Consider the following 20,832-nt stretch of genomic DNA (forward strand, 5'->3'; position numbering starts at 1 on the left):
GCTGTTTTTCAGGCTTAAAATGTACGCGTTATATTTTCCGGACTTTACCGGAAATTATGCGCAATATGGACTTGAACTATAGGGCATGCGCAGCTTAAAACCAGTGAATTAAAACCACTGAATCCGTCAAGCGCTGCAAAATCGGCAATGAAAGGCATATAATGCCGGCATTGCCGTGTAAATGCTGAGAAGAAATGACGCCCGCTAGTAAACTGTTAAAATCCCGCAAAATTGAATTTTCCATTCATGAATATGAGCATGACCCGGCCGCCAAAAGTTTTGGCCTGGAAGCGGCTGAAAAATTAGGCTTGGCGGTTGAAGAAGTGTTTAAAACGCTCATGGTCACCGATGATAAAAATTATTTTGTTGCTGTGCTTCCAGTAAACCATCAGCTGAATTTGAAAAAAGTCGCGTCTGCCGTTGGCTGTAAAAAGCTGCATATGGCAGACCCGAAAGATGCTGAACGCTTAACCGGCTATCTGGTGGGCGGCATCAGTCCAGTCGGGCAGAAGAAGCGCTTAAAGACCGTGATTGACGCTTCTGCGGAAAGCTTGGCAAAAATCTATGTCAGCGGCGGCAAGCGCGGCTTGGATATTGGCTTAAAGCCGCAGGATTTAGCGCAGGTTTTGGGCGCCAGCTTTGCTGATATTATTGATGAATAATCAGCTTATTTAACGGCATAGATGCAAGTATAAGTTTTAATGCTGCTTGCATCATTGCTCACTTTTTATTCTGGATCAAAATAAGCGTAAAACAGTACAGAATTAGAGCCTTAAGGTTGAATTCATTGCAAAAATGATCCATTTTTCCATAAGGCTATATCTTGCTTGCAGGTTAATTACCGGGCAGGGCTTAAAGAGCCGGAAACTTTGAAATCTCGCGCTTTAACCCAGCCGGATGTGTCATTGCCGTTCTTGTCAATGTACATGACATAAAGCCAAGTCTGATTTTCATTTTTGAACTCCTGGTATGCAATCACCGAGTCCTTCGGTATTACAAATAGATTTTTGATCTTGCATTGATTTGATGGCGCTGAATGGAAATAGGTGCGGAAGCCTTTATTTCCTTGAACCACAAAGCTGTATTTGGTTCCAAACATTGTCCCGTTATCATCAGCAATTTTTGCAAGGCGGTCACATGATGGGGAGGCCCAAACTGCCGCGCTGCAGGCTGATGCAATGGCTAAGAGGAGGAGTTTTTTCATTTGTCTTTTCTCTTGATTAAAGTGCGCTGCTAGGCCGAATTGGATTTATTGCCTAGCGCAATAGGCTGTAATACCGCTTTCGTGCAGTTTTTTGATTATAAAACAGTGACTAAAACTGCAGGTTATTATGATATCAATAATTGGGCTGATATATAAAATTATTGATATTTTTCAAGATTTTTTTAGGAGAGGCAATGATTGATTTAATGAAGGCGATAGAATTATTCATTAACCGTAAAGATAAATTTAAAAAAGCTGAAGAACGCGCAACCCGCAGGGAAGTATTTTTTAAAGAAATCGCTGAGCTTGATAATAATGAAAGTTTTGATGCGGACCGGAAAAGAGCGATGAAGAATTCAGCCGCTCAAAAATTAACAGGAAGTGGGTTGGTAACCTATGAACTTGTAGATTATTACTATAAAAATCCTAATTTTGTTAATTTTGAAATCATTGCTCCAGTCGTTGCATTTTGGGATCAAACCTTAATAAAAACTTATGATGATAAAGAGCAAATTATTAAGCTGGAGTTTAACCGCTGGGCATATAGAAAAGAACAGTTAATGGCTTTGTCTTCATGCATGATTATGCTGTTAGCGCTATGGTTCTTTTTTAATTATGGACATGCTGCTATTCATGCCATTTCATCAAATCTTTATATTAGTCAGAGCATTGTAGCTATCGCTTATTGCATTTTACTGCTGGGGTTGATGTCCGGCTTTATATTTGCCACATTTCTGTTCTTAACCTTAATGGATTTAAAAAGGCTGATTAAATAGCGCTGCATAGCTTATGCAGAAAAGCAGCCGAATAGCCCTTTTTGACTGGAAAGAGCATAAAATCAGCCATGTCAGCCGATATCATGGCTTTTATGCTTTGATTTTCGGGATAAGCTGTTAAAAATACTGTATTATTTGATGCGAATGATTTTTATTAACACTTTTAACAATGCATAAACATCTGATCCTGCTTTTTGCTTTATCTGCGCCCAATTGGGCATTTTCCGCCAGTTATGATCCGGACTTCAGCCAGCCCATACAGCTTTCAGGGGATTCATTAGGGCTGAACTTAAATTCTGGTGAAGGCGCCTACAAGGGAAACTTTACAGCAGTACAAGGCTCCATGAAGCTGGAAGGAAGTGAAATTCAGTTCAAGCAGAAGAAAAATAAGGAATTGGATAAAATTATTGCCAAGGGGCAGCCGGTTAAATTTCAAAAAAAGAGCCATCAAACAGGAGAATGGATCAAAGGCCACGCGCAAAACGTAATATATGATGCCACTAAACAGGAGATTAGGCTGGAAGGAAATGCGGAAATTAGCGGCGGCTTCGGCAAAAGCTTCAAAAGCGCCATTATTATTTATAGGCCGGCGGCTGGAGAGATTGAAGCCAGAGGCGATGCTAAAACTAGAGTCCGCGCAGTGATCCCGCCGAATAGTCCGAAATAAAGCATGCTGAGCGCTGCATGCTAATTGAAGCTGCCTTTTGAGGCTAATGCCAGTCAGTTAAGAAGTTGGCTGGCATTTTTTAAATTCTAGAATCTTTTAAATATAGATAATCTATTTTAAAAACAATTATATATTGTACTTTTGGTAAAATTAGATCATTTATGCGTTCTTAAGTTTCAGCGCTTGCACTGCCTCATTTTTCCTTTAGAAATTTAAACACCTTTGCGCAGGCAAGATCTTACTTTGGAAAGCCCCAAAGTAACAAAAGTCTTTTGTTACTCATACACGGCATCCTGAGCCAGTTTTAAGCACTGCTTTAAAATGCAGCGCAAGGGATGGGCAACGTGCGGCATTCATGCCGCATCGCGTATCCAAAGTTTGTTTTACTTAACTATGGGGTAGCAATGGGTCTAAATATCGAATTTAAAATGGAAAGACTCGGCCTGATGCGTTTTCTGCATTAAAGCCGGACGCATTAAAAAACAGCTGGAAATTGCCCGTGAATGGCTGAAGAATCTCTAAGAAAAATTCTATATACTCAAATGCTTAAAAATAAAATATGAATCATCGGCATGCATCAGCGCTTTTTAATTTTTCTCTGCTTTTCAGCGCTATTCGGGCTTTCCGGGTGTGACCGGCAGGTCAGCGCATTCAAAGACTATCTGATTGAGAAAAAAGCGGAAAAAGGCGATGCAGAAGCCATGTACCAGCTGGCCATGCGCCTGAAATCCAGCGATGCCAAGCTGTCTTTTGAATGGATACTGAAAGCTGCCGATGCCGGCCATGCCTTAGCGCAGGAAGAAGCCATTGACTGGTTTATCCGGCGTGAATCGCCGTTTCATGATTATGATCAAGCCTATGCATACAGCCTGAAGCTGGCAAAGACAGGCAATGCGCTTGCCCAATCGCAGCTGGCATGGCTGCTGGTCAACGGCTATGGCGCAGAGCGCAATTTTGATGAAGGCCTGCAATGGTATATCCAAGCTGCTGGGCAGGGGCATGCTTATTCCATGCAGTATCTGGGCTTTATGTATTTTATCGGCATGGGCGTGCCCGGCGACAACCAAGAAGCATTTCAATGGTTTAAAAAGGCTGCTGAAAAAGGCCAGAAAGAATCCCAGCTGCTGCTTGCCCATATGTATGAACAGGGCGTTGGAACCGCAGCCAATCCAGCGCAGGCTCAGCATTGGTTTGATGCCGTGGCGCCGTATCGCGAGCAGATTGAGCAGGGAAGAAGCATTATTCCAGAGTTTGATTTGGATGACAGCAGCATTGCAGACCGGGTCAAATCACAGGCGGAAATGAATAGGAACAATCAAGGCCAGCCTTCTGCATATTTTGAGCAGGACAGCAAGCGGTTCTATCAGCTGTATAATCTGGCCTTGGATTATCTGCACAGCAGCGCCGGCAGCAGCAGCCATGCTCAAGCCTTTAAAATTTTCAATCAGCTGGATATCCATCACGAAGGCGTCAGCTACCACTTGGCGGAAATGTACCGGCAGGGCTTGGGCACTGCGCAAGATGCCGTCAAAGCCGCAGCGCTGTATGAACAGTCGCATCAGGCCGGCAATTGGCAGGCTTCTTACCGGCTGGGTGAAATGTATTTGAATGGCGCATCCGGCATTGCGCAGAATGACCAAAAGGCGCTGTACTGGTTTAAGAAATATCAAAAGAAAATGCCGTCCGGCGCAGGGGATAAAATTGCTTTGCTCTATGCGCGCAATGCCCACACGCCTGCGGAAATGAAAAAAGCCATGCAGGATCTGGAAAAATTGGCCGCTTTGGGAAGCCAAGAGGCAATTTTCCAGCTGGCGCAATTTTATCAAAGCGGCACGGGTACGGCTAAAAATGAAGAGCAGGCGCTGTACTGGTATAAGCGCCTCGCCGACCGGGGCAACCCGCAGGCATTGGAAAAAATGGGCGATCTGTATATGAAAGGCGCAGCAGGCGTCATTAAAGACCGCCAAGCAGCTTATGACTGCTACCTGCAGTCCGCCATGCGCAAAAACCGCGCTGCCGAACAGAAAATGCTGAAGCTGGCGGAAACCGCCGCGGCCAGCCAGCAGTTTGAATTGGCGATGTTATATGCAGAGGGCGCACTCAGCAATAGCCCCTTAAATAAAGCCGGAACAGCAGAAAAGCTGATGAATATGGCCGCAGCTAAAGGGCATCAGCAGGCGCGGTTTTATTTAGAATCCAAGCGCCGCCATCAGGAAGCAGGCCGCAATTAAGCGCATTCCGCGGCTTTTTTGCGCGGAATGCTTACATGGATTAACCTAAAAGCCGGAAAAACCATACAAAAAATAAAGCAAACAAGTGATCTTTGATTAAAAAACACTCAAAATTGTTTCAATCTTTATGCTTTTTCCTTTGAGCGCATATTGTTCTATAGCATAAATCCTGAAAAAAATGCTTAGGGATATAAATGCTTAAATTTCATCAAAAAAACATCAATGGCGCAATTTTTGATATGGATGGGACAATGTTTGATACTGAACGGCTTCGGTTTCAAACCTTGAAACAGGCGTCTCTGGCGCTGCATGGCGTTGAATTTTCCGACGCCTATCTTATGGCCTGTTTAGGCTTGAGCGCGGCCAGTTCTGAAGCTTTGGCCAAGCAGGAATACGGCGAGGCCGTTCCTTATGCGGAAATCCGCAGGCATGCCGATGCCTTAGAGCTGGAAAGCGTGCGCCAATACGGCGTGCCGATTAAAAAAGGCCTGGTGCAGGTGCTGGAGCGCCTGCGCAAGTCTGGCCTGCGCATGGCGGTGGCGACTTCCAGCCGGCGCGCCATTGCGGAAGAATACTTGATCAATGCCAACGTCTATAAGTTCTTTGATGTGCTGGTCTGCGGCGACGAAGTCAAGCAGGGCAAGCCGCATCCTGAAATTTTCATTACGGCGGCCGAAAAGCTGAATTTGGACCCGGCAGCCTGCCTGATGTTTGAAGATTCGGCCAACGGCTTGCGTTCAGCGCGTCAAGCGCAGGGCCTGACCATTCTGCTGAAAGACATTAAAGCGCCAAATGAAGAAATGATGCGCAATGCGGATTTCTACTATGAAGACATGTATGCCTGCTTTGAAGATTTAGACCGCTTTGTCAGCCATTTGGCCATGCCGAAACTCACAGATGCCTTTCCGCAGAGCCTGAATCAGCTCAGTGTCGGCATTCACGGCTTTGGCGCCATCGGCGGCGGCTATATTGCGCAGATTTTTTCGCACTGGGATGGCTATACCCGGCCGAAGCGCATCTATGCGTCGACCCGCAACCCGCTGTATCAGTCTGCGGTGAATGCCTTCGGCGCTTACTGCATCCGCTATGGCCAGGTGTCTTATGATGAGCGCATTGAAAATATGCAGGTTATTGATGCGGGAAATCTTGAACAGATGCAGGAAATGTATACGGAATCCTGCATGATTGCGGTGTGCCTGCCGGAACAGGCCATTGCGCAGGAAGCCAAAACGATTGCCCAAGGGCTGATGGCGCGCCACATGGCCTTTGAACAGCAGGAAGCGCCGCTGACTTTGCTGATTATCCTGAATAAAGTCGGCGCAAAGCAGCTGTTTATGCAGCAGGTTAAAAAAGCCCTGCTGGAAATCTCCGATGCTGAAATTGCCGACAAGATTATGGCGCAGCACTATTTCTGCGACACTGTGGTGAACCGCATGGTGTCCAAGCTCAGTGACCAGAACCTGTACCGTCAGCTGCGGATCAAGCACAGCATTTTCCAGCAGCATCAGCAGGAGGGCGAGAGCGATCAAATTGAGCTGGAAGACGCAACCCGCTTAAGCGCAGATCAGGAGCGCCAGGCGGCGCTGTATGTAGAAGATTTGCGCCGCAACTTTCAGCCCAGCCATATTCTGCAGAATATGGACTTGATTCTGTTTAATGCGGAAACCGACATGCCGATTTACGCTGAAAATGCCAGCCCGCTGCTGAGTAAAATGCGCCAAATGATTCTGGTGGATAATATTGCCGATATTCAGCTGATTAAAAACCGGCTGTGGAATGGCGTGCATGCCATGACCGCGTGGCATGCCAGCCAGCTGCAGCACCCGACCATTGGGCTGGCTATGGCCGATGCGCGCGTACAGCGGTTTACAGCGCAGCTGATGGCCGAGGTCAAGCAGGGGCTGAGCCTTGAAGTGCCGGAATATCGGCAGGATTTAGACCGGCTGGCGGATGCGTTTTTGGCTTCTTGCCAGAGCGCCTATAAAGACCCTTGCGCGCGCGTGGCGCGTGATCCGCTACGCAAGCTGAATGCGCGTGAGCGCGTGCTGGGTTCGCTGGAAACGAATCTGAAATACGGACTGCCGCATGAGGCGCTGCTGCAGGGCGCAATTTTGGGCTGCCTGTATGCCATTCAACACGGCCAGAGCAGCCGTTCAGAGGCGCTGGCTCATGTGCACAGCAGCATCGGCGGCATGGAGATCAGCAGTGAACTGCAGCAGGCGCTGCGCAGCCGCATCCGGCAGGGCGTAGCGCAGCTGCTTGCGGCGGAAACTGCAGCCGAAAGGCTGGATGCCGCGGGAGGCTGAAACAGTTCCGAGCCGCGGCGCATGAAGAAAACTCACGGTTAAAGTGAATATTGCTAAAGAAACATATGCGCCGTGCAGCCGCAATTCATGATTAAATAGCGCAACTGATTTTGTTGTGAATGCTGCGTGTTTCTTTTGCCCTCTATGCCTGCTGTGCCGACGGCCGCTCAGGACTATCCTGAGTGGCATAAGGGCCGTCAGCGCTATGCCCTATGGTATTTGGAAATCCGGCAGCCGGAAGTATTGGCTTATTTGGCGCAGCTGCGGCGGCATTTTGGCGATTTTTTATTTCATCCGAATACCCGGCAGTTTCATATCACCTTGTTTGTCTGCGGCTTTCTTCATCAGCATAAGCGCTATGATGATGATTTCACTGATCTGGAATTAAACGCGCAGCTGCGGCAGTTGCAGCTGCTGGATCTTGCGCCATTCCAATTGAAAACCGGAAAAATCAACAGTTTTGAAAGCGCCTTATTTATCGAAATTGAAGATGCGGAACAAGCTCTGGATGCAATCCGCCAGCAGCTGTCGCGGTGTTCCGGTGAAATTGCGCCCTTAAGCTATTGCCCGCATATTACCTTGGGTTTATACAGTCATGCTTTTAACAGCAATGAGCTGTTCCGCCGCGCGGATGAAATTGAACAGCAAAGTTTTGAGCTTAAAATACAGCAGCTGACTTTTGGCGCTTATACGGCGCAGCAGCTGCAGGGGCCGCTGTCGGCCTGTCAGCAATTTAATTTAGGTGGCTTATGATTCAGCTTATATTGGGCGGCGCGCGTTCGGGCAAGAGCCGTTTGGCGGAACAGACTGCAGCTTCAGCGCATTTGCCGGTAAGCTATGTGGCTACGGCGCAGGCCTGGGATGATGAAATGCAGGCGCGGATTGAGCATCATCAGGCGCAGCGCCCGGTGGAATGGCCGCTGATTGAGGAGCCGCTGCATTTGGCTGAGCGCCTGCAGCGGATTGATCAGGCCGGGCAGATAATTCTGGTGGACTGCCTGACGCTGTGGATGAGCAATCTATTGATGCATGAAGATGCCCAGCTGCAGGCGGATGAATGCGCAAAGCTGCTGCAGGTTTTGCCTGAACTGCAGTCCGATATCATTTTAGTCAGCAATGAAACCGGCTTAGGCGTTGTGCCTATGGGGCAAATCAGCCGAAAATTTGTCGATGAGTCGGGCCGCCTGCATCAGCAGCTGGGGCAGATTGCCGATAAAGTGATGTTCTGCGTTGCAGGATTCCCAATGATTTTAAAAGGAGAGAAAGCGTGAACTGGTGGTTGGAGGCGTGCAAGGCGCCAAGTGAAGAAGCAAGACAGCAGGCCGAAGCGCGCCAGCTTCAGTTAACCAAACCGACAGGCTCACTGTCTGAGCTGGAGCGCACCGCAGTTTTGCTGGCGGCGCTGCAGCATCAGGCCAAGCCGGAGATCAATCAGCCGTGGATTGCTGTTTTTGCCGGCGACCATGGGGTGATGGAGGAAAATATTTCGGCCTATCCGCAGGCGGTTACCCGCCAGATGCTGCAGAATTTCGCCTCCGGCGGCGCCTGCATCAGCGTGATTGCTAAAGAATACAATGCGGCTTTGCAGGTGATTGACTGCGGCTCGGTGGGCGGCGCCTATGAATATGCAGGCGTAGAGCGCCACTGCATTATTCCGGGAACAGCCAACTTCGCCAAGCAGGCCGCCATGACTGAGCAGCAGTGCATGCAGGCCATGAATTTAGGACGCTTAAGCGCAGACAAAGCGCTGCAGCAGGGCGCGTCAATTTATGTTGCAGGCGAGATGGGCATCGGCAATACATGTTCAGCTTCGGCGGTTGCCTGCCTCCTGCTGAATGAGCCGGCGGAACAGCTGACCGGTGTCGGCACAGGCATCCGCGCCGAACAGCTGGCGCATAAGAAAGATGTGATTAATCAGGCTTTAGCCCTGCACCAAGACTATGCTGGCCATGACGCCTTTAAGGCGCTATGCGCAGTCGGCGGTTTGGAAATTGCAGCCATGGCCGGCGCCTATATCCGCTGTGCGCAAATTGGCTTGCCTGTTGTGGTCGATGGCTTTATTTCCACAGTTTCGGCTTTGGCCGCCGTGCGCATGAATCCTGCGGTGCGCGGCTGGATGCTGTTCGGCCATCAGTCTGCAGAATACGGCCACCGCCGCCTGCTGGATGAGCTGCAGGCGGAACCCCTGCTGAAGCTGAATTTGCGCCTGGGCGAAGGCAGCGGCGCAGGGGCTGCGCTGGGCTTAATCAAGCTGGCCTGCAGCCTGCATAACAATATGGCGACCTTTGCGGAAGCTGCTGTTATTGGCGAAAAGGTTTAATTGCAAAATTAATCTAAAAATTAACTGCAAAATCAGCCGCAGGAAGAACAAATGTACCGGATTGACCTGCTTCGGCATGGAACAACTGAACTGAGCCATACGCTGCGCGGTTCAACTGACGATGCGCTGACGGCGGAAGGCTGGCAGCAGATGGAGCTGACGCTGGATCAATCCTTGGCTGCCCAAATGCGCTGGGATGCAGTATTCAGTTCGCCGCTGCAGCGCTGCCATGCGTTTGCGGCGCAGGCTGCTGCACAGCTGGAGCTGCCGCTTATTCCTGCGCCATGGATGCAGGAAATGCATTTCGGCGACTGGGAAGCAGTTTCGGCGCAGCAGATTTATGAAACTGAGCCTGAAGCGCTGCAAAAGTTCTGGCTGCAGCCTACGCAGTTTACCCCGCCGAATGCCGAAAGCCTGCAGGCTTTTGAACAGCGGATTTTTTCTGGGCTTGAACAGCTGCTGCAGCATATGCGCCAGCGCGGCTATCAGCGGGCCTTGCTGGTTAGCCATGGCGGGGTGATTAAGCTGCTGAAATGCAAAGCGCTGCGCCAGCCTTTGGATGATGTGCTGAAAATGACTGCCGAATTGGGCCAGCTCAACAGCTTTGAACTGGCCGATGCAGATTCCATCCGTATTTTGGAGCAAGAAGCATGACGCCATTTTGGATTGCGCTGCAGTTTCTGACGGTTTTTCCGGTGCAGCTGAAAGCCATGCCCAGCAAAGAGCAGAATGGCCGGTCGCTGCTGTTTTATCCTGTCATCGGGCTGATGATTGGCCTGACGCTGTTTGCGATTGCCAGCGTGCTGCATGCGGTTCCTGCAGTGCTGCTGTCCAGCCTGATTCTGACGGTTTGGATCTGGCTGACCGGCGGCTTGCATTTGGACGGCTTAGCCGACACGGCTGATGCCTGGCTGGGCGGTTTTGGCGATGCTGAGCGCACTTTAAAAATCATGAAAGACCCGGCCTGCGGGCCGATTGGCGTGCTGAGCCTGATTCTGACGTGCCTGCTGAAATGGTCGGCTGTTTATCTGCTGCTGGAAAAGCAGCTGTATGCTGCGCTGATTTTATTTCCGGTATTGGGACGGCTTGCACCGCTGTTTTTATTTTTAACCGCGCCTTATGTGCGTGAAAACGGCTTGGGCAGCGCCATGGATGCCTTTATTCCCAAAGTTGGCGCAATTGGTATTTTTATGGCCTGCATTGGCGCATCCGGCTATTTTTCATGGGCGGGATGGGTTGCCAGCTTATGCTTCCTGCTGAGCCTGATCTATTTGCGCCATAAGTTCATTCAGCGCATTGGCGGAATTACCGGCGATACCGTGGGCGCCAGCATTGAAATTGTGGAATGCGTAAGCCTTTTGGCTTTTGTGATTTGCAGTTTTTACGCTGCCTAGGCCGGTAAAACTGCCTGATTTTCAGATGCAAAACGCTGGCTTGGAAACTGATTCTTAGCTGACGGCATTAGCCCTGAAAACCGCGTGCCGTCCAGCATTTAGAGCCTTGAACAGCGCGCTGCGGTAATCAGCCTAAAATCCAAATCACCGCATGAATTAGGCTTGGCCCCAGCAGCACCATGAAGACTCCCGCCAATACCATGCTTAAGCAGGCGGCTACGCCTTCCTCTTTGTGGCGCATAAAGGCTTTGCTGGTGCCAAAGCCGTGCGCTGCGCTGCCAAGAGCCGCGCCTTGCGCAAACTTCGAATGCAGTTTTAATCCCGCCAGCACCAAATCCGCCAGCGCGACTCCGGCAATGCCGGTAATCATGGTAAACAGAATCACTAACTCAACCGAACCGCCAAGATTTTCGGTCAGCTCTATGGCGAACGGCGTTGAAATAGAGCGCGCCATTAAACTGTAGGCGGTTTCCTGATTGAGGCTGAACAGCTTGGCTAAATAAAAGGCGCTGACAATCCCGCCCAGCATGCCCAGCACAATGCCGAGGCTGATGGCGATGGCATGATTTTTCATCACCTGGCGGTATTCATAAATCGGAATGGCGAAAGCCACGGTCGCTGGGCCGAGCATCCAGACAATCCACTGATTTTCTTCCATATAGGTATCATAAGACACATTAAAGGCCAGCATGAACAGAATCATCAGAAAGGGCACAAACAGCGCCGGCGACAGCAGCAGATAAGGATATCTGCGGTACAGCTTTTTCACCAGCACATAGGCGGCCAGGGTCAGGGCAAAACATAAAACCGACATGCTGTGCATCTTATTCACCATGCGCCATTTTGCTGCCAGAAGGATGGCGTTTTTTCTGCTTTAAGCGCGCTTCAAGCTTGAAGCCCAAATGTACGGCATAGGCGGTAACCGCCATGACGCAGACCGTGCCGGTCACCACAGACACAATCAGCTGCCAGCCCTGCGTCACAAATAAATGCTGATACTTGATCAGGCCGACCAGGCAGGGAATAAAAAACAGCATCAGCTCCGCCAAAATCAGATCAGTGCCTCGCTTAATCCACTGCAGCTTGAATACGCCCAGCAGCAGCGCAGCCAGCAGCAGCAGTAGGCCAATGACGCCGCCTGAGATCGGCAGCTGCAGCCATTTTTGAATGGCCGTTCCGATCAGCCAAATCATGAAGAGCAGGCCAAGCTGGGCAAGCGCTTGGGCAAAATGAAGCATTTTTGGATGCTGAGATAAACTGGACATAACCGGCTGAATTTGTGGGATTGGCGCTATTTTAAAATTGACCGGCATGCTTAATTATGAATAATAAAATTATAATTATGCTTAATTGGAATAATTCAGCCGTGGATATTAAAGCCCTGAAGGTTTTCGCCGCCATTGTGCAGAAGCAAAGCTTCAGCTTGGCCGCAGAGGAGCTCTGCGTCACTCAGCCGACCATCAGCAAGATGATCCGCCAGCTGGAAGAGGAAATCGGAGTGCCTCTGTTTCATAAAGGCGAGGCCGGGCGCAAGCGCGAAGCGGTCATGACCTATATGGGCGAGAAAATCTATCAGCATGCTTTGGTGATTTTAAATGAGCAGCAGCGCATTGCGGAAACCGTGGCGCAGGTCAGGGCGCTGAAGCAGGGCAAGCTGACGCTGGGCCTGCCGCCCTTAGGCTCGGTGCTGCTCAGCACGCTGATCGCCAAATTTCACAAGCAGTACCCGAATATTGAATTGAGTTTTCTCGAAGTCGGCGCATCCGGAATTGAAGACGCCATTTTGGAAAAGCGCGTTGATGTCGGCATTCTTTTAGGCGACTTAAAGCCCATGCTCAGCGGCATTCAGATTATGGATTCACCGCTGTGCCTGCTTTCGTGCAGGCAGTCGCAGTGGCGCGACCGCGGGAAGGTGTCTTTAATTGAACTGAGGGAGGAATCTTTTCTGCTGTATGCCGATACCTTTACGCTGAACAATGTGATTATTCAGGCTTGCAATGACGCCGGCTTCGAGCCGAATGCCGTGTGCAAAAGCAGCCAGTGGGATTTTATCGCCAAAATGGTGGAGTCCAATGTCGGCATTGCGCTCCTGCCGAAAATTTACTGTGAGCAGCTGGATCTGCAGAAATACAATGTCAGCCTGCTGGAAAACCCCAGCCTGAACTGGACGCTCAGCATGGCATGGAACACGGCCGCCGCCATGAGCCCGGCGGCGCGGGCTTGGCTGGAAATTATTGCGCAGGATTTGGATCAAATCCATTTTTAGCGCAGCTTTCAAGGCGCAGGCCCTTTTCAAAGCGCGCTTAATCCATTAATTTTAGGGCATAGATCTTAGGTGGTTCATCAGCATGAAATGGGAAGATATTGGCGATCAGCCGTGTTCAATTGCGCGCACGCTGTCCGTGCTCGGCGACCGCTGGACGATGCTCATTTTACGCAATGCCTTTATGGGCATGCGCCGTTTTGATGACTTTCAGCAGAATTTAGGCATTACGCGCCATGTGCTGTCTGAGCGCCTGAAGCGCCTGGTCCAGCATGAAATTTTAGTCAAAGCGCCGTATTTTGACCGGCAGGAGCGTTTTGAATACCGGCTGACCGAAAAAGGCCTGGAGCTGTATCCAATTTTAATGTCGATGAGCCAATGGGCGGATAAATGGATGGATGAGGGCCAAGGCGCGCCGGTGCAGTATGTGCACAGCAGCTGCGGCCAGATTTTTCAGCCCGTCATGGTCTGTTCAGAATGCAAAAACCGGCTGCATGCCAGGCAGGTGAAGCCGGTTTTTACCCAGAGCTATTTCAGCTATATCCCTAAGCAGGCTTAAACGGTAGAACAGGCCACAAATCTAAAAAACAGCTTATAGGCAGTTGGCCGGCTTGGGCACGCCGGCTAAGCGGCTGAGATGGCGCGCCACCAAGCCGGTATTGAACTTTTCCTGCAGTACCGCGTTATTGATATCGGCGTTGACGGTTTTCATCAGGAATTTAATCAGCGGGCGGGTGGCCGGAGCATGCCCGAACTGCTGATAAAACTGGCGCACCGCCTGCAGAATTTCAAAATGCCAAGGCGTTAATTCAAGTTCTAAGCTTTTGGCCAGCTCCTGTGCCACGCTTTCAGACCAAATGCTGTAATCCGCCAAATGGCCGTCTTGATCGAGTTCTAAATTCATTGCTAAACCATTTCTGTAAACTGTTATTTTAGCGTCACGCAGCGGCTGAACTGCAGGCATAAATCGGCAAAAGCGCTGTAGCTGATGATTTTAACCGCGCTTTGCGCCGGATTCAGCAGCTGCTGTTCAGTGTCCAGCACATGGCAATTTGGCAGCTGGGCAATAGCTTCATGATCTGCATGCAGCACGGATTCGCCCATCAGCACGGCCTGATCGCCCGGCGCATAAAGCTGCTGCAGCTTGGCAAGGGCCAGCGGGGCAGCGGCATAGCTGGCCTGAATGAGATAGAGCGTATTATTTGACATGGTTTTTTCTGACATTTTTCTCACCGCTTACCAGTACAGCACATGATCGAACTGCTGAATCAGGGCAGCATTCAATTCGATAAATTCAACTTCCTGCTCAGCGGCTTGAACAAAGGCATTGCCCTGATTTTTTGCTTCGACAAGCACCGGCGTCAGGTCATAGAACTCAAAGCTGTCGACCATATTGGAGGCCAGCTTAAAGGCATGCTTGAGCTGGTCAAATTCAAGCTCGGAAGCCAGCAAGCTCAGCGCGCCATCCTGCAGCAGAACTTTGACTTCACAGCCGAAAGTTGCCAGCACCATGGCCGCGGACAAGCTTTCATGCGCTTGCAGGCTGGCTAAATTGGCCTGAGTTAGTATAACGAGTACAGTTTTCACACAATAAACCTTTTAAATACAGCAAATTCCAGAAAAATTAACTCTTAGAATTGAATAAGACGCTGTGAGGATTGAACTGCATCAGCGAGTTCGCCTAAGCCGGCCAGTTCAAAGCCGGCAGCAAGGTTATGCTGCTTCAGCTGGTGGCGCTGAGCATTTTCTTTATCTGTAATTCCCCGCGCCAATGCTGCGCTGACACATACCGGCAGCCGAAGCGCAAGCTTCTGCCATTCTGCAGTGAGCTTGCGCTGATCATCCGGCACCCATTGCAGAGCATTGGCAACAGCCACAGCGTCTTGATAAAAGAATACACAGAAGTCTTCACTTTTCTGCTGCAAGGCTTGGGCAAGGCCCAGCGCATGCCAGGCATGAATGGAGGTCGGCGCGGAGGTAATCAGTAATAAAGTGCTCATCAAAATTCACTGCAGGAACAGGCAGCGGCGTGCTGCTTATCCGGACTTCATAAGAAAAAGGTAGTATACAATGATTTTAGGTGGTATCTAAAGAATTCAACAACGCATGTTGAATTTTTTGTATAAATAGATATTTAAAAACAATATCTTATTTATTGTTTGATGTTTTAAAAGTATTAGAAGCCTTCTTTTATCCGCATAAAATTCCCCGTATTTCCGTTCCTTTTATTGCGTTATCGATAGAATAAAAGGCAATCTGGCCCAACAAAATGAAGCTGCCAAAACCAATACAACGCGGGTCAAGTTGGCGTATCATTGTCACCTTTGAAAATAAGCGATACTCAGCCACCAGAGATACTGCCAAGGAATGCGAGCACTGGTCATCAATCAAATTACTAGAACTTAAAACAGGTAAGGCTAATCTAGAGCAAGGTATAAAGCCAGCTTATCCATTTCGTCAATTATGCGATAAGTATTATCAAGAATATGCTCGGCATATAAGATCTGCTTTATTGCTGTGCATCCTGCTTTCAGGCTGCACAGCATATTCTATGTTAATATCCAGTCTGTAATGGTCAAAACTATTACAGATTAGACATTTTATTGGTGAAAATACAAACACTTTAATTGGGTTCTAATAGTTGCATTTCGTATAACCTCCATTATGTTAAATAAATATAAAATAAGATATTCTTTTGGTCTCTTTTTAAAATTAAAGAATATCTAATAAATGAAATTTTTTATTCAAATTATTCTGGCGATGTACTTATTTCTAAACTTACAGAATGTATTTGCAGAACAATGTCCAAAAGACGATGAAAATAGAACAGCAGAAATTATTGATGGTGTAATAAAACTAGATTTAAAACTGACAAAAGAATGTGCAGAAAAGGGAAATATTCGTGCACAAAAAGATTTAGGAATCGCCTATGCATCAGGACGATTTGGAATCGCTCAAGATTTAGATGAAGCATTAAAATGGGAAATAAAAGCTGCGTTACAAGGAGATCCCGAAGCACAATATGATGTTGGGCTATCTTACTCAGTAAGAGATGACTATAAAAAAGCAATGGAGTGGTACTTAAAAGCTTCTGAGCAAAATTATGCTGAAGCACAGCTCCATATAGGAATGTTATATGCGTACGGAAATGGGGTTCCTCGTGATGTAGATAAGGCTATATATTGGTATAGAAAGGCTGCTACAAATGGGAACATTTCGGCTCAGATGGTTATAGCTAATATTGATGAAAAGTAAATTAGTTACAGCGTACTAAATTACGCTTTTTTTAAACTTTTAGATTAATTACTTAGTTTTCCTAAAATTAACATAATACCGATTATGCGCAATCTATTTTTATTTCAATATAAATCATTAGTTTAAAAGTTAAGAAAAAGCCTAGTCCTAACCGGTTGGGCTTTTTTAATGATTTTTCACATTCCACGCCCACTATTCAAGCAATGTTTCACTACTTGGATTAACTTTCCGTATAGATTCCAGTCCAGCATTAAAATTTTTTACTTTGATTGCCTTTACATAGGTCCAGTCAGGCTCTTTGCTGGCCACATGAGCCGCGCTTAGTAAATTCAATATAAGAAGTAAAGCCAAGTTTTCATTGTTGTATTAACCTTGTTTTAGACGTTTAGTTTTTATCATAGCTAATCTATACAAAGCCATCGGTTGAGGACTTTGTTAAATATTCTATTGTGTATTTTTAGTTCTATGGTGATTTCATAGTATTTCGGATTAATCGGAGTAAAAATCACCTTCAGCGTATTCATAAGATCTTCTGCTTGAATCTACAGCAGGGTCGGGCTTCATGTTCTTCATATATTCAATAGACTCTCTGGTTTCATCTGAGTTAATAAAGTCAGCTAAGTCATTTAAATCTTTTCTAATTTCAGCTTCAGAAACGGGTCGAGTATTATATTGTTGTCTTGACGGCTGAAATTGGCGTTGTGTCTGTATTGCGCGTTGTTGGCGTTCAAGTTGACGCTGAGCTTGAATTTCTCTTTCTCTCTGATTTTGTAAACGCTGTTGGTCCACAAAGCGTTGAGACATTCGATGTCCCTCGCTAGCTGCATCATATGCAAAAGCGGCTGTTACTGGTGTTAAAAGCAGACTGGAAAGTACAATTTTACTTAAAAGTTTTTTAATCATTTATTTATCACTTTTGTTTGTGGTTGATAAAGTTAAATCATTATAAATAATATGAAAAATAATAAAAGCTCATTCAAATTTCGAATGGTAAGCATCTTATCCCGAAAGGGCGGTTTTTTTAAGGCAAAGAAGTATAAATTTTGAACGTCATTGATTGATTCAAAAAATTGCGCCTGTTTTTACACCTTGGATGAAATTTTATTATTATAAATAATTGTTTTATTTATCTATTTATGGGTTAGTGGAACCACTTCAGCCCGGCTAATCTGTTACAGCACCTAAGTTTCTATTTCTTGTCATAAACAATATACAGTTCATAGCTATAACTGCAACACACGCAAGATTCCGAACCTATAAGATGATGATATAATGCTCTTGCAGATTAGCCGGCCCAAGAGAATTTTTGAGTCGGTTTTTTGTTTTCAACATCTGTAGATAAGTTATTGGAAACACCAAAATTACACCAATAAATCGCAAGATACTGATTATTATAAGGAGTATCTATACAATGATTTTAGTGACTGGTGGATTAGGCTTTATAGGCTCGCATACTGCTTTAAGTCTTTTAGCGCAGGGACAAGAAGTCATTATTGTTGATAATTTGTCCAATGCAGGCCTGCAGGTATTGGAACGCCTTGAATATATTTCCGGCATGTATGTGCCCTTTATTAAGCTGGACATCCGTAATACTCCGGCGCTGAATAAAGTGTTTGAGCAGTATTCCGTCAGTGCGGTGGTGCATGCGGCGGGCTTTAAGTCTTTAGAAGAATCTGTGCTGAAGCCGCTGGAATACTACAATGACAATGTCAGCTGCATTATGAGCCTGCTGCGCTCCATGCAAAGAACCGGCGTTCGAACGCTGGTGCATCTTTCAAGTCTGGCGGTGTACGGCAAATCGTCCGCAGAATTGAAGGAAGATACGCCGTTTAACTATGCTTACCCCAACCCCTATGTAAAATCGCAGCAGATGATTGAGGAAATCATCCGCGATACCGCGCATACCGACAGCGAATGGAAAATTGCGATCCTGCGTTTAGGCAATATTGCCGGCGCATTTGAGCATGGTGTGCTGGGGGAATTCATCACGCCGCTGCCGAAAAATATTGTGCCGCTGGCTATGCAGGCCGGCGCGATGCAGCGCGAGTTCATTGAACTGCGCCGGCAGGCCAATACTGAAAATAAGACCGCGGAACGCAGTTTTCTGCATGTGCTGGACTGCTGCCAAGCCATTATGCTGACGCTGCATTGGCTCAGCAGGCAGATGCATGTATGTGAAGCATTCAATATAGCGGGGGAGCTGATTTCAATTCAAAAACTATTGGATCAGGTTTCAGAAGTCACCGGCAGCGAAATTAAAACTGTGGATGCCGGTTATTATTCAAATGCGGAGTTTGACCAGCTGGGGGCCAGCACAGAAAAGGCGCAGGAAATTTTAAAATGGAAAGCCGAAAACAGCCTGAAAAAAATGCTGGAAGATGAGTGGCGCTTCTATCAGCTGACCTTGCGGGGGCAATAGCAGGCCTGTGATGTTCGCAGCCGTAAACTTTGCCGGCTCATATCCTGAGTTTCAGCTCAGCTTTAAATGCGCATGCCTAATGCATGCATTGCCTGCGCGCATATTCCTAAACGGCTTTCTGCATGCGCCTTGAAAAATTCCGGATGCGGCAATGCTGTTTAGGCTTGCATATCCGCCCAAACCCGCCAAAATAGAATAAGCAGCTGAATACAGATGCTGAAGCATGGCATCTCAATAAGTAATTAAATATTGAAAACAATTATCATTTACAAATATTTCAATCTTGCATAAACTGCTGGAAATAGCCATAGCACGCTGTTTTTGCTAGAGCCAAGGTCTTTAACCTTTAACAAGGAAATGAGGTTTGAACATGCAAACACGTATTGAACACGACACTATGGGTGAGGTGGAAGTGCCAAGTGAAGCAATGTGGGGCGCGCAGACGCAGCGCAGCCTGCAGAACTTTAAAATTGGCGGTGAACGCCTGCCGCGCCCAATGATTCGGGCAATGGGGCTGGTGAAAAAGGCCGCCGCCATGACCAATGCAGAATTGAATCAAATTCCTCAAGAGCTGTCGCAGTATATTGTCGGCGCAGCTGAAGAAGTGATTGCCGGCGATTGGGACGCGCAATTTCCGCTGGTGGTCTGGCAGACCGGTTCCGGCACGCAAAGCAATATGAACTGCAACGAAGTCATTGCCAATATCGCCAATCATAAGCTGGGCAATGCTTTAGGCGCGCAAAAGCCGGTGCATCCGAATGATCACGTCAACCGCGCGCAGTCTACTAATGACTCATTTCCAACCGCAATTCATGTGGCGGCCAGCCTGCAAATCAATGAGCTGCTGATTCCGGCTGTCACCGCTTTGCGCGATACTTTGGCGGCCAAATCCAAAGAATTCTCCGACATTGTCAAAATCGGCCGAACCCATTTGCAGGACGCGACGCCTTTAACTTTGGGGCAGGAATTCAGCGGCTATGTTTCGCAGCTGGATCATGGCCTGAAGCGCCTGCAGCAGGCGCTTTCCGGACTGTATGAACTGCCTTTGGGCGGCACTGCAGTCGGCACTGGCTTAAATGCGCACCCTGACTATGCTGTGAAAGCGGCAGAGCAATTGGCTGAACTGACGGGCTTGCCTTTTGTTACTGCGCCAAACAAATTTGAAGCGCTGGCAGGGCGCGATGCGGCGGTATTTGCTTCCGGCGCATTGAAAACTTTGGCGGCCAGCCTGAATAAAATCGCCAATGATATCCGCTGGCTGGCCAGTGGCCCGCGTTGCGGTTTTGGCGAACTGCGCATTCCTGAAAATGAGCCGGGTTCCAGCATTATGCCAGGCAAGGTCAATCCGACGCAAAGCGAAGCCATGACCATGGTTGTGGCGCAGGTGATGGGCAATGACACGACCATCAATATTGCCGGCGCATCAGGCAACTTTGAGCTGAACGTGTTTATGCCGGTGATTGCCTACAATCTGCTGCAGTCAATTCAGCTGCTGGGCGACGCATGCAACAGCTTCAATGAGCACTGCGCTGCCGGCATTGAGCCGAACCGTGAAAAAATTGACCACTTCCTGCATGACTCACTCATGCTGGTCACGGCTTTGAACCCTGTCATAGGCTATGAAAATGCCGCCAAGGTGGCAAAAACCGCCTATAAAGAAGGCAAAACCTTAAAGCGCGTGGCGGTTGAGCTTGGGCTGGTGACTGAACAGCAGTTTGATGATGTGGTGCGTCCTGAACAGATGGTTTCTCCGAACGCTAAATAAGCGCTATAAGGAGCTGTGCAAGAAGGCCAATCCGCATTGAAAAAGGGCCGGCTTGACCTTGTACAGGGCGTACTTTTGCTGTTGTGGATGAACAAGTTATAATAATTCAATAAGATAAACCCCGCATTTGCGGGGTTTTGTTTTTATCTATATTGGCTATAGGTTATAAAAATAATGTTTTCAGCTGAACCAGTCACAAAACGTAATGGTAAATGCTTAGAATTAATACAAA

Annotated in this window: 23 protein-coding genes and 1 pseudogene; 16 read left to right on the forward strand and 8 right to left on the reverse strand. The window is 47.8% G+C overall.

From position 1 onward, the window contains the following. The first annotated feature begins 194 nt into the window (after positions 1-194). Positions 195-662 carry a Cys-tRNA(Pro) deacylase gene (gene ybaK / locus BEN74_RS18475; protein ID WP_068910864.1) on the forward strand — a complete coding sequence of 156 codons (468 nt, stop codon included), beginning with the start codon at positions 195-197 and terminating at the stop codon, positions 660-662. 176 nt (positions 663-838) lie between these two features. On the opposite strand, the gene BEN74_RS18480 is transcribed toward ybaK, so the two are convergent. Then, the gene (locus BEN74_RS18480; protein WP_068910865.1) at positions 839-1,204 is read right to left on the reverse strand and encodes a hypothetical protein; all 366 of its coding nucleotides are present in this window, start codon (positions 1,202-1,204) and stop codon (positions 839-841) included. A 194-nt stretch (positions 1,205-1,398) separates the two neighbouring features. Here BEN74_RS18480 and BEN74_RS18485 point away from each other — a divergent pair, with 194 nt between their 5' ends. The 9 genes from BEN74_RS18485 to BEN74_RS18525 all read left to right on the forward strand — a co-directional run bounded on the left by BEN74_RS18485 (position 1,399) and on the right by BEN74_RS18525 (position 10,898). After that, positions 1,399-1,980, forward strand: a complete 582-nt coding sequence (locus BEN74_RS18485; protein ID WP_068910866.1) for a hypothetical protein — start codon at positions 1,399-1,401, stop codon at positions 1,978-1,980. Between the two features lie 169 nt (positions 1,981-2,149). Then, positions 2,150-2,647 carry a lipopolysaccharide transport periplasmic protein LptA gene (gene lptA / locus BEN74_RS18490; RefSeq protein ID WP_068910867.1) on the forward strand — a complete coding sequence of 166 codons (498 nt, stop codon included), beginning with the start codon at positions 2,150-2,152 and terminating at the stop codon, positions 2,645-2,647. 572 nt (positions 2,648-3,219) lie between these two features. Then, positions 3,220-4,878, forward strand: a complete 1,659-nt coding sequence (locus tag BEN74_RS18495; protein ID WP_068910868.1) for a tetratricopeptide repeat protein — start codon at positions 3,220-3,222, stop codon at positions 4,876-4,878. A 194-nt stretch (positions 4,879-5,072) separates the two neighbouring features. After that, complete coding sequence (gene mtlD / locus BEN74_RS18500; RefSeq protein WP_068910869.1) at positions 5,073-7,184, forward strand: bifunctional mannitol-1-phosphate dehydrogenase/phosphatase; 2,112 nt, start codon at positions 5,073-5,075, stop codon at positions 7,182-7,184. 126 nt (positions 7,185-7,310) lie between these two features. Then, a complete protein-coding gene (locus BEN74_RS18505; protein ID WP_416240764.1) occupies positions 7,311-7,937 on the forward strand; it encodes a 2'-5' RNA ligase family protein in 627 nt (208 codons plus the stop codon). Next, a complete protein-coding gene (gene cobU / locus BEN74_RS18510; RefSeq protein WP_068910871.1) occupies positions 7,934-8,455 on the forward strand; it encodes a bifunctional adenosylcobinamide kinase/adenosylcobinamide-phosphate guanylyltransferase in 522 nt (173 codons plus the stop codon). The genes BEN74_RS18505 and cobU overlap by 4 nt, the downstream gene beginning before the upstream one ends. Continuing rightward, positions 8,452-9,504: a nicotinate-nucleotide--dimethylbenzimidazole phosphoribosyltransferase gene (gene cobT / locus BEN74_RS18515; protein WP_068910872.1), complete on the forward strand. Its 1,053-nt coding sequence runs from the start codon at positions 8,452-8,454 to the stop codon at positions 9,502-9,504. Before cobU ends, cobT begins: the two co-directional genes overlap by 4 nt. 51 nt (positions 9,505-9,555) lie before the next feature. Further along, positions 9,556-10,158 carry a histidine phosphatase family protein gene (locus tag BEN74_RS18520; RefSeq protein ID WP_068910873.1) on the forward strand — a complete coding sequence of 201 codons (603 nt, stop codon included), beginning with the start codon at positions 9,556-9,558 and terminating at the stop codon, positions 10,156-10,158. Further along, on the forward strand, positions 10,155-10,898 hold the full coding sequence (locus BEN74_RS18525) for an adenosylcobinamide-GDP ribazoletransferase (protein ID WP_068910874.1): 744 nt from the start codon (positions 10,155-10,157) through the stop codon (positions 10,896-10,898). The genes BEN74_RS18520 and BEN74_RS18525 overlap by 4 nt, the downstream gene beginning before the upstream one ends. A 127-nt stretch (positions 10,899-11,025) precedes the next feature. On the opposite strand, the gene BEN74_RS18530 is transcribed toward BEN74_RS18525, so the two are convergent. Together BEN74_RS18530 and BEN74_RS18535 are read right to left on the reverse strand one after the other, a co-directional pair. Next, on the reverse strand, positions 11,026-11,721 hold the full coding sequence (locus BEN74_RS18530; protein ID WP_068910909.1) for an LrgB family protein: 696 nt from the start codon (positions 11,719-11,721) through the stop codon (positions 11,026-11,028). Between the two features lies 1 nt (position 11,722). Then, positions 11,723-12,163 carry a CidA/LrgA family protein gene (locus BEN74_RS18535; protein ID WP_068910910.1) on the reverse strand — a complete coding sequence of 147 codons (441 nt, stop codon included), beginning with the start codon at positions 12,161-12,163 and terminating at the stop codon, positions 11,723-11,725. 101 nt (positions 12,164-12,264) lie between these two features. Here BEN74_RS18535 and BEN74_RS18540 point away from each other — a divergent pair, with 101 nt between their 5' ends. Both BEN74_RS18540 and BEN74_RS18545 read left to right on the forward strand, forming a co-directional pair. After that, a complete protein-coding gene (locus tag BEN74_RS18540; RefSeq protein WP_068910911.1) occupies positions 12,265-13,164 on the forward strand; it encodes a LysR substrate-binding domain-containing protein in 900 nt (299 codons plus the stop codon). A gap of 82 nt (positions 13,165-13,246) precedes the next feature. Then, positions 13,247-13,720: a winged helix-turn-helix transcriptional regulator gene (locus BEN74_RS18545; RefSeq protein ID WP_068910875.1), complete on the forward strand. Its 474-nt coding sequence runs from the start codon at positions 13,247-13,249 to the stop codon at positions 13,718-13,720. A 33-nt stretch (positions 13,721-13,753) separates the two neighbouring features. Here the strand turns inward: BEN74_RS18545 and BEN74_RS18550 are convergent, their stop codons facing one another. From BEN74_RS18550 to tusD, 4 genes are read right to left on the reverse strand one after another with little or no spacing between them, the layout of a single operon-like run. Continuing rightward, a complete protein-coding gene (locus BEN74_RS18550; protein ID WP_068910876.1) occupies positions 13,754-14,065 on the reverse strand; it encodes a TusE/DsrC/DsvC family sulfur relay protein in 312 nt (103 codons plus the stop codon). Between the two features lie 23 nt (positions 14,066-14,088). After that, positions 14,089-14,370, reverse strand: a complete 282-nt coding sequence (locus BEN74_RS18555) for a hypothetical protein (RefSeq protein ID WP_068910912.1) — start codon at positions 14,368-14,370, stop codon at positions 14,089-14,091. A gap of 27 nt (positions 14,371-14,397) precedes the next feature. After that, complete coding sequence (locus BEN74_RS18560; protein ID WP_068910877.1) at positions 14,398-14,748, reverse strand: hypothetical protein; 351 nt, start codon at positions 14,746-14,748, stop codon at positions 14,398-14,400. Positions 14,749-14,792: 44 nt separating this feature from the next. Next, a complete protein-coding gene (tusD, locus tag BEN74_RS18565) occupies positions 14,793-15,161 on the reverse strand; it encodes a sulfurtransferase complex subunit TusD (protein ID WP_068910878.1) in 369 nt (122 codons plus the stop codon). Between the two features lie 269 nt (positions 15,162-15,430). Here tusD and BEN74_RS19770 point away from each other — a divergent pair. Then, positions 15,431-15,670 (forward strand): annotated as a pseudogene (locus BEN74_RS19770) (site-specific integrase); the annotation flags it as partial. A gap of 221 nt (positions 15,671-15,891) precedes the next feature. Continuing rightward, positions 15,892-16,416, forward strand: coding sequence for a tetratricopeptide repeat protein (locus BEN74_RS18575; RefSeq protein ID WP_068910879.1), 525 nt, complete (start codon positions 15,892-15,894; stop codon positions 16,414-16,416). 489 nt (positions 16,417-16,905) lie between these two features. Here BEN74_RS18575 and BEN74_RS19530 read toward each other — a convergent pair whose 3' ends face one another. Then, complete coding sequence (locus tag BEN74_RS19530) at positions 16,906-17,319, reverse strand: hypothetical protein (RefSeq protein ID WP_162898209.1); 414 nt, start codon at positions 17,317-17,319, stop codon at positions 16,906-16,908. 508 nt (positions 17,320-17,827) lie between these two features. On the opposite strand from BEN74_RS19530, the gene BEN74_RS18585 reads away from it, so the two are divergent. Both BEN74_RS18585 and fumC read left to right on the forward strand, forming a co-directional pair. Beyond that, positions 17,828-18,835: an SDR family NAD(P)-dependent oxidoreductase gene (locus BEN74_RS18585; protein WP_068910881.1), complete on the forward strand. Its 1,008-nt coding sequence runs from the start codon at positions 17,828-17,830 to the stop codon at positions 18,833-18,835. A gap of 370 nt (positions 18,836-19,205) precedes the next feature. Beyond that, on the forward strand, positions 19,206-20,600 hold the full coding sequence (fumC, locus tag BEN74_RS18590) for a class II fumarate hydratase (protein WP_068910882.1): 1,395 nt from the start codon (positions 19,206-19,208) through the stop codon (positions 20,598-20,600). Positions 20,601-20,832: the final 232 nt, after the last annotated feature.

It is taken from the genome of Acinetobacter sp. WCHAc010034, from assembly GCF_001696615.3.
GTDB lineage: Bacteria > Pseudomonadota > Gammaproteobacteria > Pseudomonadales > Moraxellaceae > Acinetobacter.

What these genes read in the sequence shown, in the direction of transcription:
- BEN74_RS18525 (WP_068910874.1), top strand. Translation starts at nt 10,155, where the DNA reads ATGACGCCATTTTGGATTGCGCTGCAGTTTCTGACGGTTTTTCCGGTG.
- BEN74_RS18495 (WP_068910868.1), top strand. Translation starts at nt 3,220, where the DNA reads ATGCATCAGCGCTTTTTAATTTTTCTCTGCTTTTCAGCGCTATTCGGG.
- BEN74_RS19530 (WP_162898209.1), bottom strand. Translation starts at nt 17,319, where the DNA reads ATGATTAAAAAACTTTTAAGTAAAATTGTACTTTCCAGTCTGCTTTTA.
- BEN74_RS18575 (WP_068910879.1), top strand. Translation starts at nt 15,892, where the DNA reads ATGAAATTTTTTATTCAAATTATTCTGGCGATGTACTTATTTCTAAAC.
- cobU (WP_068910871.1), top strand. Translation starts at nt 7,934, where the DNA reads ATGATTCAGCTTATATTGGGCGGCGCGCGTTCGGGCAAGAGCCGTTTG.
- BEN74_RS18485 (WP_068910866.1), top strand. Translation starts at nt 1,399, where the DNA reads ATGATTGATTTAATGAAGGCGATAGAATTATTCATTAACCGTAAAGAT.
- BEN74_RS18585 (WP_068910881.1), top strand. Translation starts at nt 17,828, where the DNA reads ATGATTTTAGTGACTGGTGGATTAGGCTTTATAGGCTCGCATACTGCT.
- BEN74_RS18480 (WP_068910865.1), bottom strand. Translation starts at nt 1,204, where the DNA reads ATGAAAAAACTCCTCCTCTTAGCCATTGCATCAGCCTGCAGCGCGGCA.
- BEN74_RS18535 (WP_068910910.1), bottom strand. Translation starts at nt 12,163, where the DNA reads ATGTCCAGTTTATCTCAGCATCCAAAAATGCTTCATTTTGCCCAAGCG.
- BEN74_RS18555 (WP_068910912.1), bottom strand. Translation starts at nt 14,370, where the DNA reads ATGTCAAATAATACGCTCTATCTCATTCAGGCCAGCTATGCCGCTGCC.
- lptA (WP_068910867.1), top strand. Translation starts at nt 2,150, where the DNA reads ATGCATAAACATCTGATCCTGCTTTTTGCTTTATCTGCGCCCAATTGG.
- BEN74_RS18530 (WP_068910909.1), bottom strand. Translation starts at nt 11,721, where the DNA reads ATGCACAGCATGTCGGTTTTATGTTTTGCCCTGACCCTGGCCGCCTAT.
- BEN74_RS18520 (WP_068910873.1), top strand. Translation starts at nt 9,556, where the DNA reads ATGTACCGGATTGACCTGCTTCGGCATGGAACAACTGAACTGAGCCAT.
- BEN74_RS18545 (WP_068910875.1), top strand. Translation starts at nt 13,247, where the DNA reads ATGAAATGGGAAGATATTGGCGATCAGCCGTGTTCAATTGCGCGCACG.
- fumC (WP_068910882.1), top strand. Translation starts at nt 19,206, where the DNA reads ATGCAAACACGTATTGAACACGACACTATGGGTGAGGTGGAAGTGCCA.
- mtlD (WP_068910869.1), top strand. Translation starts at nt 5,073, where the DNA reads ATGCTTAAATTTCATCAAAAAAACATCAATGGCGCAATTTTTGATATG.
- ybaK (WP_068910864.1), top strand. Translation starts at nt 195, where the DNA reads ATGACGCCCGCTAGTAAACTGTTAAAATCCCGCAAAATTGAATTTTCC.
- BEN74_RS18550 (WP_068910876.1), bottom strand. Translation starts at nt 14,065, where the DNA reads ATGAATTTAGAACTCGATCAAGACGGCCATTTGGCGGATTACAGCATT.
- tusD (WP_068910878.1), bottom strand. Translation starts at nt 15,161, where the DNA reads ATGAGCACTTTATTACTGATTACCTCCGCGCCGACCTCCATTCATGCC.